This is a genomic window from Pseudomonas sp. B21-047 (assembly GCF_024748775.1).
GTDB lineage: Bacteria > Pseudomonadota > Gammaproteobacteria > Pseudomonadales > Pseudomonadaceae > Aquipseudomonas > Aquipseudomonas capeferrum.
On the sequence record NZ_CP087169.1, the window covers coordinates 2,623,760 to 2,637,571 of the forward strand.

The window sequence follows — 13,812 nt, forward strand, 5'->3', positions numbered from 1 at the left end:
GGTCAGCCCCTCACTGGCTGTTGTGCTGTGCGATGGGCGGCGCGCCGGGCGTTGTGCCCTGGCTCGCTTCGACCTGCACCTGGTCGCCGGCCTTGACGTGCTGCAGGCCTTCGATAACCACTTGTTCACCGGGCGCCAAGCCTTCGCTGACGACCCAGCGGTCGCCCTGGGCATTGCCCAGCACCACCTGACGGTCGCTGATGCGGGCCTGCGGGTCGACCACCAGCACTTTCGGCACGCCGGCGCTGTCGCGCAGGATGGCGCGCTGCGGCACGCTGAGGCCTTTGGGCTGCACCGCCTGCTCCAGGCGCACGCGCACGTAGCTGCCTGGCAGCAGGTCGAGGTCCGGGTTGGGGAACTCGCTGCGCAGGGTGATCTGGTTGGTGCTCGGGTCGACGCTGATGTCGGAGAACAGCAACTTGCCGGGCAACGGGTAGGCGCTGCCATCGTCCTGGATCAGTGTGGCGCGGGCCTGGCCGTCGCCGACCTGCTGCAGCTCGCCGGCACGCAGGGCACGGCGCAGGGCGTTGAGCTCGCGGGTCGACTGGGTGACGTCGGCGTGAATCGGGTCCAGTTGCTGGATGGTGGCCAGCGGCGTGCTCTCGTTTTGCCCAACCAGTGCGCCTTCGGTCACCAGCGCACGGCCGATGCGCCCGGAGATCGGCGCGGTGACCGTGGCATAACCCAGGTTCAGGCGGGCGCGTTCCAGGGCGGCCTTGGCTTCGGACACTTCGGCGTCGGCCTGCAGGAAGCTGGCCCGGGCATTGTCGTATTCCTGGCGGCTCACGGCCTTTTCGTCGACCAGCTCGCCGTAGCGTTGCTCTTGCAGGCGCGCTTGATACAGGTTGGCCTGGGCCTTGGCCAGGGTGGCGCGGGCGCTGTCGTGGTCGGCCTTGAACGGCGCCGGGTCGATCAGAAACAGTACGTCGCCTTGCTTGACGTCGCTGCCTTCACGGTACACCCGCTTGAGCACCACGCCGGCCACCCGTGCGCGCACTTCGGCAGTGCGCGGGGCGAGGATCCGGCCGCTGAGTTCGCTGCTGATGGCCAGTGGCTGCAATTGCAGGGTTTCCACGCGGACGTGGGGGGCGGGGGTTTTTTCTTCCTGCTCGTTGCTGTCGCCACAGCCGGCCAGGGAGATGCTCAGAAACGCCAGTAGCGCCACGGGGCGCAGGCGAGGAATACGGGTAATAAGCATACGGATCTTCCGATGATGACCGTGCGTATGCTAAGGCAGACGGCGTTCCGGTGCCTGTTAATACCTGTAGGGGGTGTGTGAAAAAGTGTGAAGAAAAATCCTGTCGCTATAGGGGATTCTATATTCTGCCTGTAACCCTGTGTGCTGGACCCTTCGCCGGCAAGCCCGCGAAGAGGCCGACGACGTCTTCACTGAATTCTACCCAAACGCCTATGCCGAATATTCTCCTGGTCGAGGACGACAGCGCCCTGTCCGAACTGATCGCCAGCTACCTGCAACGCAACGACTTTCATGTCCGGGTGATCGCCCGCGGCGATCATGTGCTGGAGGCCTTGCGCCAGGACAAACCCGACTTGGTCATCCTCGATCTGATGCTGCCAGGTATCGATGGCCTGCAGGTGTGCCGCCTGCTGCGCCAGGAATCGCAGAGCCTGCCGATCCTGATGCTGACGGCCCGCGACGACAGCCACGACCAGGTGCTGGGCCTGGAGATGGGCGCCGACGACTACGTGACCAAACCGTGCGAGCCCCGTGTGCTGCTGGCGCGTGTACGGACCTTGCTGCGCCGCAGCGGCGTTCACGAGCCGCGCCTGGACAGCGAGCAGATCCTGGTCGGCTGCTTGCGCATCGACCTGGCCGAGCGCCTGGTCAGCTGGCGCGGTGAAGAAGTGGAGCTTTCCAGCGGCGAATACAACCTGTTGGTGGTGCTGGCGCGCAATGCCGGTGAAGTGCTCAGCCGCGACCGCATCCTCCAGCAATTGCGTGGCATCGAGTTCAACGGCACCGACCGCTCGGTGGATGTCGCCATTTCCAAGCTGCGCCGCAAGTTCGACGACAGCGCTGGCGAGGCCCGCAAGATCAAGACCGTGTGGGGCAAAGGTTACCTGTTCAGCCGCGTCGAGTGGGAGTGCTGACCGAGTATGCTGAAGATCCTGGTGCGCCTCTACCTGGTGATCATCGTCGCCTACGCCGGTGCGCTGCTGTTCATTCCCGACACCATCGTCGGGCTGTTCCATGATCGCTTCATGGCCTACAACCTGGACCAGGCCAAAGGCGTGCAGTCGCTGATCGTGCGCCAGTTCCAGCAAGCCCCGCGCGAGCGCTGGCCTGCGGTGGAGCAAGACCTGGCAGACGCCTTCGCACCGCTCGAAATCAAGCTGCTGCGCAGGGACCAGGCCGAGCTGAGCGAGGATGAACAGGCGCGCCTGGAGCACGGGTCGTACGCCGTGCGCATCGCCGACTGGGGCTATTACGAGACGGTGCTGGCACCGCTCGACAAGGACTGGCTGGTGCGCCTGCATGCGCCCCCGGACCCACTGGACATCAACGTGCTGTCGTGGGGCGTCACGGTGTTGATCGGCGCGGCCATGCTCGGTTGCCTGCTGCTGTGGGTATGGCCGCACTGGCGCGACCTGGAGCGGCTCAAAGAAACCGCCCGGCGCCTGGGCCAGGGGCAGATGGCGGAACGCACGCACATCTCGTCGCACTCGAACATCGGCGAACTGGCCGGGGTGTTCGACACCATGGCCAGCGACCTGGAGCGCCACGTCAACCAGCAGCGCGAGCTGCTCAATGCGGTATCCCATGAGCTGCGCACACCGCTGACTCGCCTGGACTTCGGCCTTGTGCTGCTGTTCGACGAGGTGCCGCCCACCAGCCGCAAGCGCCTGCTGGAGCTGGTTGGGCACGTGCGTGAGCTGGACGAATTGGTGCTCGAGCTACTGTCCTACAGCCGCCTGTACAACGCCGACCAGGCCCGTGAGCGGGTCGAGGTGTCGTTGCTGGAGCTGGTCGACAGTGTGCTTGGCGGCTTTGCCGAAGAGCTCGACAGCCGCGGCATCCAGTGGGAAGTGCGTGCCGAGCGTGAGCTGCCGCGGTTCGTGCTCGACCCACGGCTGACAGCCCGGGCGGTGCAGAACCTGGTGCGCAATGCGATGCGTTATTGTGACGAAAACCTGTTGTTGAGGTTGCGGCTTGAAGAGGACGGCGCTTGCCTGCTGACGGTCGAGGACGACGGGATCGGCATTCCGGTTGAAGAACGTGAGCGGATCTTCCAGCCGTTCTATCGCCTGGACCGTAGCCGTGACCGCAATACTGGTGGTTTCGGCCTGGGGCTGGCGATCAGCCGGCGGGCCATCGAAGGGCAGGGCGGCACGTTGACGGTGGCGCAGTCTGCGCTGGGCGGGGCGCAGTTCAGGATTCGCCTGCCTGCGGGTGGGTAGGTTCGCTCTGCTGGGCAGTCCACAGCACGAAGCGATCTTTACCGTTGTGCCTGGCCTCATATAACGCCTGATCCGCCTTGACCAGCACCCTGGTCAAGGTATCTGCAGGGTCCACTGGGGCCAGCCCAGCTCCGTTGAGGCATGCACGTTCTGCACAGACAGATTCAATTCTGCGGCAAGACTCCCCTGGCCCAAGGCCGGTAGCGCAAGTCGAACACGGCTTCGGCATGGCAACCCGTGCCCAGTTTCGGCTCTGCAGGCTGCGCCTTGAACACCTGCCCCGGTGCACTCACCTGGCGAAACGCTTCACGCACCACGCCCACCCGGCACGGCAGGGCCTGTTCATAACCGTCACGTACCAGCGCTGGCAGCCTTCCAGTACCGGCCCCGTCCTGCCACCAGACAGTCAAGCCCAAGCTTGCCAGTTGACCCAGCCATGCGCCGTTGACCCGCGGTGCCAGCTTGCCCACGCTGAAAGCACTGATATGCAAGGGCTTGTCCAGTTGCCGGTTGAATGCCTGCAATTGGCTGTACAGCGCGTCGCGCCTGCTCGACTCGCGAAAGTGCAGGTCGTCCAACTCCATGGGCAAGTACCAGCCGTCCACTGCCAGCTGCCAGCCATCCCGCAATTGCGTGTACTGGCCCAGCGAACGCCCCAGTTGGGCTTTCCAGTAACTGCTCAGGCCCTCGCCATCCAGTTGCTCCAGGCGCTGGTAATAGGACGGGTCCATGTACAGCCCAAGTACCAGCTCAAGCCCCTGGGCGCGAGCTTCGCGCAGGCTGTTGGCCAGCCAACCCTTTGCCCCGCCAAAATCGCTGTCGCCGTAGGCACTCCACTGCACGATCAAGGTCTTGCCACCCTGCGCCGCAGTGGCACGCCACAGTTGTTGCCACTGGGCCGGGGTAACGCTCGCATCGCGGTTGAGTGGCTGGTAGAACAGGCGTTGGTCTGCCGCAGCCGGCAGGCACAGGGTTAGCAGGCAGATCGCCAGGAGCGTGCGCATCAGAAGGTCATCTCCGCACCAAGCAGCACGCCATTGGCGCGCTCGTAGAGGTTGCCGCCCAGCGATTGCTGGTACTCGGCACGCACTTTCAGCGAGCCGCGATAAGCGTTGTAGCGGTCGTCATCGAACCACCACTGCCAGCGCAGGCCAACCCCGGCACGGGCATCCTGGCGCCAGTCGTTGCTCGGGTCCTGGCTGGATAATTCGACAAAGCCATAGGGCATGAGGGTTTGCGGCGAATTACCCGGCAGCTTCCAGGTATGGCCCTGCTGGTAGCGCGATAACCAGGCGTGATCGCCGGCGTGGGTCCACCAGGCGGCGTCCAGGTACAGGAAACGCTCGTTCCAGTGGTCTTGGTCGATGCGCCAGTCATTGCGCCAGCCACCCTGGTCGAGGAACGAAGCCGTGGCGCGCAACAACAGGTCGTTGCTCGACTCGGCGTGGTGGCGCAGGTCGCCCCAGTTGCCGCCTACCTTGGCCGGGCTGAGCAACTCGCCAAGGTTCAGGCCGCTGTAATGCTCGGTGTCGATCTGCCGTTGGTGGTAAAGCTCAGCGTACAGGTTGAGGTTGGCCTGGCCCAAGGGCTTGTAGCGCAGGCCAACACCTGTGCCCATGCTTTGCGCATAGTCGGTGCGGCTCTGGCCGCCGAACAGTACGCGACCGTAGACCGAGAGGGTACTGCCGTTGCGGCTAGGTTCCTCGCCCAGGGCGTGGTCCCACATCGCCAGCTGAACGTTCTGCGACTGTGCGCGCCGTGAGCTGCCGCTGCGCAGGCCGTTGTCGAGGAACTTGTCGTTGGTCGAGGTACCGGCTGGCGACCAGGTACTGGCCAGGGTGATGGTGTCGCGCCGCGACAGGCTCTCGTGGGCGCGGCGCTGGCGGTACTTGCGGGCTTCCAGGCTGCCGTACTCGTCGTCGCCGTCGACCAGTTGCTGCTCCACGTCGATGACCCGGTGCAGCTCACGGCGCGCGGCGGCGCTGTTTTCCACTTCGTCGTAGCGCAAGGCCAGGGTTTCGCCCAGGCGAAAGTCCTCCGGGAAGTCGCGCGCGGCACGCTCCAGGTAGGGTATCGATTGGCGGCGCTGGGCGTTGTCCTGCGAGCCGGCCAGGCGCATGCCGTAATCGGCGCGGTAACGAGGTTGGTCCGGGGCCAGGCGTACGGCTTCGGCAAGCCACGCTGTGCTCTGGGCGCTGTCACCGGCCAGTTGCGCGGTACTGGAGGCTGCGTAGTAGTGATCGGCGCGTGGCGAATGGGCCACGGCCTGGCGCTGAAAACCCAGGGCTGCCTGAGTATCGCCTTGGCGCTGGGCGATGGCGGCGCCCAGCGCCCAGTCATCGGCGCGGGTGTGTGCGGCGGCGTCCCAGTAGGCACGTGCGGCTTTCGCATCGCCTGCATTCAACGCGCCACGGGCGGCCGTCAGGCGTGCGTTGTCGGTCCAGGCAGGGTCCGGCAGGCTGCGCCAGATCGGTAGCGCGGCTTCGGAGTCGCCAGCAGCCTCCAGCGCATAGGCCAGGGGCAAGCGATTGCCCCTGTCGCCCAACTGTTCGGCAGCTTGGTAATAGACCACGGCCTCGCCGGGCTGGTCGGGCATGGCGCAGCGGCCAAGGGCACGGTATTGGCCGGCCTCGCGTGGCTCGCCAGGGATCGCTAGGCGCACCGCGTCGCACTGGCCGGCTTCGGCTAGGCGGCCGAGCAGCTGGGCGCGGGTGTTGGCGTCGACCCTGGGGATCAGGTCGCGCATGCGGCGGCTGTCCAGTGGCCCGTCGTTGCGTGCGTAGAGGTTGCCCAGGCGTTGCAGCAGGGAAGGGCTGAGGCGGCCCTGACGGCGGTCGAAGGCTTGCTCCAGCAACTGCCGGGCGCGCCCGCTCTGGCCTTGCTGCAATAGCAGGAACGTGGCTTGCTCAAGCGCGGCCAGCTCGCCGCTTTGCCGGTAGCGGCGTTCCCACTCGGCCGCGGTACGGGGTTGCGGCGGCTGTGGCGGGTCGCCGTACAGACGCTGCTGGAGCACGGCATAGGCTCGCGGGTCGGTGCTGGCCGTGCAGCCCTTGAGCTGTTCGCGGGCCAGGTCGGGGTCGTGCCGCGACAGCCAGTCGACCGTCTCCAGGCACGGGCGCTGAAGTTCGTTGCTCAGGCGGCGCAGCAGGTGCGCGTCATCACCTTCGCGGGCCAGCGCCCACAGCTGCTGGCGCTGCTCGGGTTGTTGCAACTGCTCGGTCGGCAGTGACTGCAACCAGCGCTGGGCCTGCTGGTTGTGGCCGACGGCGATGGCGCGGTTGGCCATGGCCAGGCGAGCTTGGTTGGCCACGGCCACCGTCGGCGCGCTGAGCAACAGTTTTTTCAGGCCTTGTTCGTCGACCTGCTGGATATAGGCGTTGGCCAGGCGCTGCCAGTCCTGGGCGGGCAACTGGCCCGTTTCGGCCAACGGTTGCAGTTGTTCGATGGTTTCTTTCCAGTTGCGCAACTGTTCGGCGAAGTTAGCCCTGGCCAGGCGCAGGACCTGGCCGTCCTCGCGCGGCGGCAAGTGGTTGAGCCAGTCCAGGGCCTTGGCTGCGCCACCGAACTTGGCCAGGCTCAGGCTGTAGGCCTGCCACAGGCGTACTCGCTGGTTGCCATCGCTGGCGGCGAGCCAGCTCTCCACCTGGCTGGCGGGGGGCGGGTCCTGTTCGATCCAGGTCAGGCGCAACGCCAGGACAGCATTGGCATACTCCGGGCGGTCGGCAAGCTGATCGGCCAGTGCTTCGGCCTCTTTGTAGCGTCGCTGGTGGGCCAAGGCCTCGACCAGCAGTGCGCGGGCTTCGTCGTTGTTCGGCACCCGCCCCAGCACATGGCGGGTCAGGCGCTCGACCTCGGCCCAGTTGTCGCGCTTGGCCTCGCGGTAACTGCGCTCCATGAACGGGTAGCTGGTGAAGCGCTGGAAGTCGCTCATGGGGGCGGCTGCGCCGGGCAGGGTGGTGGCACACAGCAACAGGCCGGTGAGGGTGAGGGTAAAACGCGGCTTCATGCCACCTCCCGGGTCAGGTCGTAGGCGGCCTGCTGTTCGCTGGCTTGTTCGGCGAGGGCCTGCTGCAGGACGTGCTCAGTGATGATGCCGCGGGCAATCAGGTGCTCACCGAGGGTCTGTTGCTCGGGGTCGAAATCGATCAGGGCCTGGTTGAACAGGGTAACCGGGACCCTGCCACGCACCTGCAGCAGGGCGCCGAGCATCACCTGGTGATGGCTGACTTGCTCCAGCAACTGCGCGTTGTCCTGGTGGCGTTCGAGGACGGCGAGCATGTCGCGGGTTTCGGGCTTCTGCCAGGGGCTCGGGTAGTGGTAGCGCAAGCCGAGGGTGACCCGCCCTTGGGGTGCCAGGCGGCAACTGACCAGGCGTTTCAACTGCCGGCTGATCACCCCCAGCGACACTTGGCTGACCGGGCTTTCGCTGGCCAGGATCAACGTGTCACCGTCCTCCGCCACTGGTAGTACGCCGTAATGGGTGGCCAGCTTGCGCGGCAGTTTTGCGATCAGTTGCGGGTCGAGCTTGAACGGGTTCAGTGGTGCCCAGGGCAGGTCCAGCTGTTCGGCCAGCGTGGCCACCAGTTGTTCGCTGGTCAGCCAGCCGCGCAGCAGCAGTTCACGGCCCAGGCGCCGGCGCACCGGGCTGGTGATTGCCTGTTGCAGTTGCTCGTCGCTGATCAGCCCCTTGGCGACCAGGCGCTGGCCCAGCGGTGTACGTGCAGGTGTGGTAATGGCCGGGAACTCGTGGGTGGTCTTGTCCCAGGCAACGCGGCGTGAGTCGCCCATCTCCATGACCTGGCGCAGGGCACGAAGGTTGGCGAAGAAGTTGACGAAGTTGCTCCACATCATCCTGGGCGCCGACAACAGGCCCTCGCCGATTCCGTAGAAACGGGTGACGAACCAGCCGCGCTGGAACAGGCGATTGAACAGCATCAGGCCGTTGAGCCAGAGCAGTGTCGACAACAGCCAGCTGTCACTCAGTATCGACATGAAACGCCAGGACTCCGGCGCGATCACCGTCACCAGCCACATGGCCAACAGCACCAGCAGCAACAGGTTGACCAGGAAGCTCAGCAAGTAGGCGAACAGTCCGCGGCGGTCGCGCCAGAGAAAGTAGTTGAGCGCGCCCGTGCGGCTCCAGCCCAGGTTGCTGGTGCCCTGGAACACAATACCGACGATCCACCGCGACTTCTGCCGGATGGCATGCTGCCAGTCGCGGGGGAAATGCTCACGCACGCAGATCACCTGGGAAAACTCGCGGCTCATGCCGGGGCGCCACGCTTGCTTGAGGGTCAGCGCCGGGTCACTGATCGAGTAGCGGGCGAAGATGCACTTCATGCCTTTTTGCTTCAGGCGAAAACCGATGTCGTAGTCTTCAGTGAGGCTCTGCACGTCGAAGGCGATACCATCGCCGTCTTCGAGCAGCGCGGCGATGGCCCGGCGGCTGAAGCAGGTGCCGACCCCGGCGCTGGGCACCTGGCCGGTCAAGGCTTCGCGCACGATGACATCCTTGCCGTGGTTCTCGGCGAACTCGTCGACGTAGTGGCCTGCGGTGAAACCCTTCCAGTCCAGTGCGTAGGGGTAGACCGGGATCTGGATCATGTCCTTGTTCGGCAGCAGGTAGTTGAACAGGCGCAGTTCCATGGGCGAGATCACATCTTCGGCATCGTGCAGGATGAAGCCGGCGAACTCGATGCGCGCTTCATTCTGGAAGCGCAGCAGCGCGTCGATGATGTTGTTCAGGCAGTCGGCTTTGCTGGTGGGCCCGGGGCGGGCGCAGACCACCTTGTGCACGTTGGGGTAGTGCAGGCATACCGCGTCGACATCCGCCTGGGTCTGTGGGTCGTTGGGGTAGGTGCCAACGAAGATCTGGTAGTTTTCATAGTCGATGGTCGACGCCGCCAGGCGCGCCATTTCACCGACCACACCCACCTCGTTCCAGGCCGGGACCATGATCGCCAGGGGCTTCTCAGGCACTTCGTACAGGCGTTTTTCGTCGGCCTTTTCGTACTTGTCGTAAATGCGGAAGCGGCGGATCAGCTTGCGACCCCAGTAGCACAGGTCGATGAACAGGTCATCCAGCCCGAGCAGGAACATCAGCGAGGCGAGTATGATCGCCAGGATCTTCAGGCCGAACAGCACATAGGTAAGAAAATCGATGAATGCCAGGCTCATGCGTTGTCCTCGTACGGCTCCCTGGACGAAGGTGCATGACGTGTCGCCGCGTGCACGGCATTTATACAAGCAGCCCAATACAGGGTTGTCCAATACGTGCTGGGCAGGCCACAGCGGCGCACAGTGCGGTCGAGCCTTTTATTGAATGGTTAGTCAGATATGAATTTCAGCCTTTTTCTTGTGGGCCACATCTTGTAGCTTGGTAGGTCGTTTTTCAGGGAGCTGAACATGCAAGGCAAGGCACGCAAAATCGTCCAGGCCATCCTCTACGAAGCCATCGCCGTGGCCTGCGTGGCACCAGCGCTGGAACTGGCGTTTGCTGCCGGTATGGCCCAATCGGCCGCGCTGTCGGTGCTCATGTCGGGCATTGCCATGAGCTGGAACATGGCCTTCAACTGGGCGTTCGAGCGCTGGGAGGCCCGCCAGCAGCAGCGTAAGCGCACCTTCATGCGCCGGGTCTTGCATGCCTTGGGTTTTGAAGGCGGGCTGGTGGTGATTCTGCTGCCGCTGGTGGCGTGGTGGCTGGATGTGAGCCTGTGGGCGGCGTTTCTGACCAACCTGGCACTGTTCGTGTTCTTCTTCGTCTATGCCTTCGTGTTCCAGTGGGGCTTCGACAAGGTCTTCGATGTGCCGCTTTCGGCGCAGCAGGCAAAGTGTTGACTTGCTGCCATGCGGCGGGATAAGTTCTTACCCCATGAACACATTCCCGCACGTGAACGCCATTATTATTACCGCCATTATCAGTTTGGCGGGCTAGCGCGTACGTGCACCTAACCCGCCCTGGAGGCGGGTTTTTACTCTCTGACTCCTGGGCACCGTGAAAACAGCCAAGGAGTCATCGATGACCAGCTTCAGCGCCAACCTGCGTACCCCGCCCACGCCCCAGCAGCTACTCTCGGAGCAGGTGCGGCGCATTCTCTCAGCGCCCGTCTACGACCTGGCCATCGAAACACCGCTGCAGCCAGCGCCAGCGCTGTCTGCCAGCCTTGGCAACCAGGTGTTGCTCAAGCGTGAAGACCTGCAACCCACGTTCTCGTTCAAGATCCGCGGTGCCTACACGCGGCTGTCGCGTCTGACAGCGGCCCAGCGTGAACGCGGGGTGATCACCGCGTCGGCGGGCAACCACGCCCAGGGCGTCGCCCTGGCAGCTTCGCACCTGGGCCTGAAAGCCACCATCGTCATGCCAACCACCACACCTTCGCTGAAGGTCGAGGGTGTGCGTTCGCGGGGTGGCCACGTGGTGCAGTACGGTGAGAGCTTCCCCCACGCACTGGCCCATGCCCTGCAGCTGGCCGAGCAAGAGGGCGCTACCTTCGTGCCACCCTTCGATGACCCGGATGTGATCGCCGGGCAAGGTACGGTGGCCATGGAGATCCTGCGCCAGCACCCGGGTGATCTGCATGCGATCTTCGTCCCGGTGGGCGGTGGCGGGTTGGTGGCGGGCATTGCCGCCTACGTGAAATACCTGCGGCCCGAGGTCAAGGTGATCGGCGTCGAGCCGGAAGACTCCAACTGCCTGCAGGCTGCGCTGGCCGCAGGCGAACGGGTGATCCTGCCCCAGGTCGGCACGTTTGCCGATGGTGTGGCGGTGGCGCAGATCGGTGCCCATTGCTTCGAGCTGTGCCGGCACTTCGTCGATGAGGTGGTGACCGTCAACAGCGATGAGCTGTGCGCGGCGATCAAGGACATCTACGACGACACCCGCTCGATCACCGAGCCTTCCGGTGCCCTGGCCGTGGCCGGTATCAAGAAGTATGTGGCCCGCGAGGGGGGGCAGGGGCAGACCCTGGTCGCCATCGACTCCGGCGCCAACGTCAATTTCGACCGCCTGCGGCATGTGGCCGAGCGGGCAGAACTGGGCGAGCAGCGCGAGGCGATCATCGCCGTGACCATCCCTGAGCAACCGGGCAGCTTCCGCGCCTTCTGCCAGGCACTGGGCAAACGCCAGATCACCGAGTTCAACTACCGCTACTACCCGGGCAAGGAAGCGCGTCTGTTTGTCGGGGTGCAGACCCACCCGCTGCACGACCCACGTGAAAAGCTGCTGGCCAGCCTCGCCGAGCAGGGTTACAGCGTACTCGACCTGACCGACAACGAACTGGCCAAGCTGCATGTGCGCCACACCGTGGGCGGGCATGCCGCGCCTGGGGCGGATGAGCGTGTGCTGCGCTTCGAGTTCCCGGAGCGGCCAGGTGCGCTGCTGGGCTTCCTGGAGCGGTTGGGCAAACGTTGGAACATCAGCCTGTTCCATTACCGCAACCATGGCGCCGCAGAAGCGCGGGTATTTGCTGCACTTGAAGTGCCGGCCGATGAGCAGGCGAGGTTGCCCCAGGCACTGGACGAGATGGGGTATCGCTATTGGGACGAGACCGAGAACCCGGCTTACCAGCTGTTTCTTGGTTGATCTGAGTACAACCTCAGGTGTTGGACGCACATCCAACACCTGAGGGTTTCAGCGCTCCCGCATGAAGAAACCCGCCACAAACTTGCGGAAGGTCTCCAGGCTCTTGAAGTCGGCGTAGCGCTTGAAGTTCTCGGCATCCGGCTCGGGGCCGATCGGTTGCTCCAGCAGCGACACGGACAACACCCGGTCCTGATCCGACGTCAGGACCAGTTCATCCATCACCTGGCCGCCGATCACCGGTCGGCGCATCTGCACTTTCACACCCTTGCTGGCCATCCAGTCGATCAGCGACACCAGCGCCTTGAGCGGCTCGCGCTCTTCATCGCGGTACACCGGGAACAGGTGGGCACGCGACAGCACCGGTACGCTGGCCACATGGATCAGTTCGTAGAAATGGCTACCGGCGCTGGTGGGCGAGTACAGCGCCAATGCCAACAGGGGGCCGGCCGTGCGGTTGCCGCCCCAATAGAGGTGATGGCCCTGGAAATCGAACCCCTCGTCGCTGCGGTTGTTGAACAGCTTGCGCCCTTTGATCTGGTCGACACAGTCGAGCATCAGGCCATGCCGGCGGTGGTTGCCGAACACCGTGGCCTCGCGCAGCCGGGCCTTGAGCATCATCATGTGCTTCATGTCCAGGCGAGTTTCCAGGTAGTTGCTGGCCGGCACCCGCTCCAGCAGCGGGTAGCGGCTGGCAACGCTGCGCAATTCGGCAAACTGCCCGGTGAGGTCTTTTTTCAGGTGGGTGGCGGAGAGGTTCAGGCCGCTGATCTCGACCCAGGTCAGCAACAGCGACAGCAACCGTTGCTGTTCGCGCCGGTCGTTGCCATCACCGCCGCCGTTGTCCTGGGCCGGGCGAAAGTCACCGATCAGGCGCAACGGTGTATCGGGTGGCAACCACGCGGCGGGTGGGGCAGGGTCGTCTTCGCGCTCTGCGGCTTCACGCTCGTCCTTGGTGAACGGGCAGCCCGGTGCATGCTCGGCGGTACCGGGGTTGTTTTTCAAAAACAGCGTGCCGGTGCTGCCATTGAGGGTCACGTTGAGCACCGGCAGGGCGTCCTTGCGGCAGTCGCAGGCCAGCCACTGGTTGGCGTTACGCACCTTCATCAGCAGCTGGTTGGCCTGCAGCAGCTGTGGGCCGACGAGCGTCCCTGTGCTGAAACCGACCAGCAGTTCTTCTTCGGCAAGTGTGAGGCTGCGCACCTGCGCGGCGGTTTTATCGATGATACGCATTGACGGGCAGCTCCAAGCTACGAGCCCCAAGCTTCAAGCAAAGCGCTTTCACTTTCAACTTGAGGCGCGCAGCCGGCGGCTTAGTTGCCACTGAACAGTTTGGCCGCGCGGGCGCGGATTTCTTCCGGGGTGAGGTCCTCTTTGTGCGTGGAGATGAACCACAGGTTGCCGAACGGGTCTTTCAGGGTGCCGCTGCGGTCACCGTAGAACTGATCCTGCAGCGGCCGCAGCGCAGTGGCACCCGCTGCAATGGCCTGGGCGTAGACCTGGTCGCAGTCTTCGACGTACAGGTGCAGGCCGATGGCCGCGCCATCGACATGCTGGCTGGCGGTAAGCCCGCCCTCCATGTCGCACGGGTCGGCGAGCATCAGTGACGAGTCGCCAATCTTCAGCTCGGCGTGACCGACGCGGCCGTCAGGGCCGTCGAGGCGGAACATTTCGATGGCGCCGAAGGCCTGCTTGTAGAAGTCGATGGCCTTGGCGGCGTCCTTGATGCCTAGGTAAGGGGTGATGCTGTGCTGGCCTTCGGGGATGGGTTTGGCTGACATGGTATGGCCTCCTTTTGCATTGGTAGTGCTGGC

General features: G+C 64.5%; 10 protein-coding genes. 4 read left to right on the plus strand and 6 right to left on the minus strand.

The features are described 5' to 3' along the window. Positions 1-10 precede the first annotated feature (10 nt). Positions 11-1,198, minus strand: coding sequence for an efflux RND transporter periplasmic adaptor subunit (locus LOY26_RS12000; RefSeq protein ID WP_186663641.1), 1,188 nt, complete (start codon positions 1,196-1,198; stop codon positions 11-13). A gap of 212 nt (positions 1,199-1,410) precedes the next feature. Between LOY26_RS12000 and LOY26_RS12005 the strand changes: the two genes are divergently transcribed. Together LOY26_RS12005 and LOY26_RS12010 are read left to right on the plus strand one after the other, a co-directional pair. After that, positions 1,411-2,112 carry a response regulator transcription factor gene (locus tag LOY26_RS12005; RefSeq protein ID WP_033697621.1) on the plus strand — a complete coding sequence of 234 codons (702 nt, stop codon included), beginning with the start codon at positions 1,411-1,413 and terminating at the stop codon, positions 2,110-2,112. Positions 2,113-2,118: 6 nt separating this feature from the next. Further along, entirely contained in the window at positions 2,119-3,420 is a 1,302-nt protein-coding gene (locus tag LOY26_RS12010; RefSeq protein WP_186659089.1) for an ATP-binding protein, read from the plus strand. A 164-nt stretch (positions 3,421-3,584) separates the two neighbouring features. On the opposite strand, the gene LOY26_RS12015 is transcribed toward LOY26_RS12010, so the two are convergent. From LOY26_RS12015 to nrfB, 3 genes are read right to left on the minus strand one after another with little or no spacing between them, the layout of a single operon-like run. Beyond that, entirely contained in the window at positions 3,585-4,424 is an 840-nt protein-coding gene (locus LOY26_RS12015) for a DUF4434 family protein (RefSeq protein WP_186659084.1), read from the minus strand. Next, positions 4,424-7,426 (minus strand): phage receptor, encoded by a 3,003-nt coding sequence (locus LOY26_RS12020; RefSeq protein WP_258714803.1) that lies wholly within the window; start codon positions 7,424-7,426, stop codon positions 4,424-4,426. The genes LOY26_RS12015 and LOY26_RS12020 overlap by 1 nt, the downstream gene beginning before the upstream one ends. After that, a complete protein-coding gene (nrfB, locus tag LOY26_RS12025; protein ID WP_258714804.1) occupies positions 7,423-9,597 on the minus strand; it encodes a cyclic di-3',5'-guanylate-activated glycosyltransferase NrfB in 2,175 nt (724 codons plus the stop codon). Before nrfB ends, LOY26_RS12020 begins: the two co-directional genes overlap by 4 nt. Positions 9,598-9,825: 228 nt before the next feature. On the opposite strand from nrfB, the gene LOY26_RS12030 reads away from it, so the two are divergent. Both LOY26_RS12030 and ilvA read left to right on the plus strand, forming a co-directional pair. Beyond that, positions 9,826-10,257 carry a PACE efflux transporter gene (locus LOY26_RS12030; protein ID WP_033697625.1) on the plus strand — a complete coding sequence of 144 codons (432 nt, stop codon included), beginning with the start codon at positions 9,826-9,828 and terminating at the stop codon, positions 10,255-10,257. 181 nt (positions 10,258-10,438) lie between these two features. Next, on the plus strand, positions 10,439-12,001 hold the full coding sequence (gene ilvA / locus LOY26_RS12035) for a threonine ammonia-lyase, biosynthetic (protein WP_258714805.1): 1,563 nt from the start codon (positions 10,439-10,441) through the stop codon (positions 11,999-12,001). A 48-nt stretch (positions 12,002-12,049) separates the two neighbouring features. Here ilvA and LOY26_RS12040 read toward each other — a convergent pair whose 3' ends face one another. Further along, complete coding sequence (locus LOY26_RS12040) at positions 12,050-13,231, minus strand: hypothetical protein (RefSeq protein WP_186659074.1); 1,182 nt, start codon at positions 13,229-13,231, stop codon at positions 12,050-12,052. A gap of 80 nt (positions 13,232-13,311) precedes the next feature. Next, positions 13,312-13,779, minus strand: a complete 468-nt coding sequence (locus LOY26_RS12045) for a VOC family protein (RefSeq protein ID WP_033697631.1) — start codon at positions 13,777-13,779, stop codon at positions 13,312-13,314. Positions 13,780-13,812 lie beyond the last annotated feature (33 nt).

Bases quoted from the DNA above. Each gene is read 5' to 3' on its own strand.
- LOY26_RS12000 (WP_186663641.1), bottom strand. From the start codon at position 1,198: ATGCTTATTACCCGTATTCCTCGCCTGCGCCCCGTGGCGCTACTGGCG.
- LOY26_RS12005 (WP_033697621.1), top strand. From the start codon at position 1,411: ATGCCGAATATTCTCCTGGTCGAGGACGACAGCGCCCTGTCCGAACTG.
- LOY26_RS12010 (WP_186659089.1), top strand. From the start codon at position 2,119: ATGCTGAAGATCCTGGTGCGCCTCTACCTGGTGATCATCGTCGCCTAC.
- LOY26_RS12015 (WP_186659084.1), bottom strand. From the start codon at position 4,424: ATGCGCACGCTCCTGGCGATCTGCCTGCTAACCCTGTGCCTGCCGGCT.
- LOY26_RS12020 (WP_258714803.1), bottom strand. From the start codon at position 7,426: ATGAAGCCGCGTTTTACCCTCACCCTCACCGGCCTGTTGCTGTGTGCC.
- nrfB (WP_258714804.1), bottom strand. From the start codon at position 9,597: ATGAGCCTGGCATTCATCGATTTTCTTACCTATGTGCTGTTCGGCCTG.
- LOY26_RS12030 (WP_033697625.1), top strand. From the start codon at position 9,826: ATGCAAGGCAAGGCACGCAAAATCGTCCAGGCCATCCTCTACGAAGCC.
- ilvA (WP_258714805.1), top strand. From the start codon at position 10,439: ATGACCAGCTTCAGCGCCAACCTGCGTACCCCGCCCACGCCCCAGCAG.
- LOY26_RS12040 (WP_186659074.1), bottom strand. From the start codon at position 13,231: ATGCGTATCATCGATAAAACCGCCGCGCAGGTGCGCAGCCTCACACTT.
- LOY26_RS12045 (WP_033697631.1), bottom strand. From the start codon at position 13,779: ATGTCAGCCAAACCCATCCCCGAAGGCCAGCACAGCATCACCCCTTAC.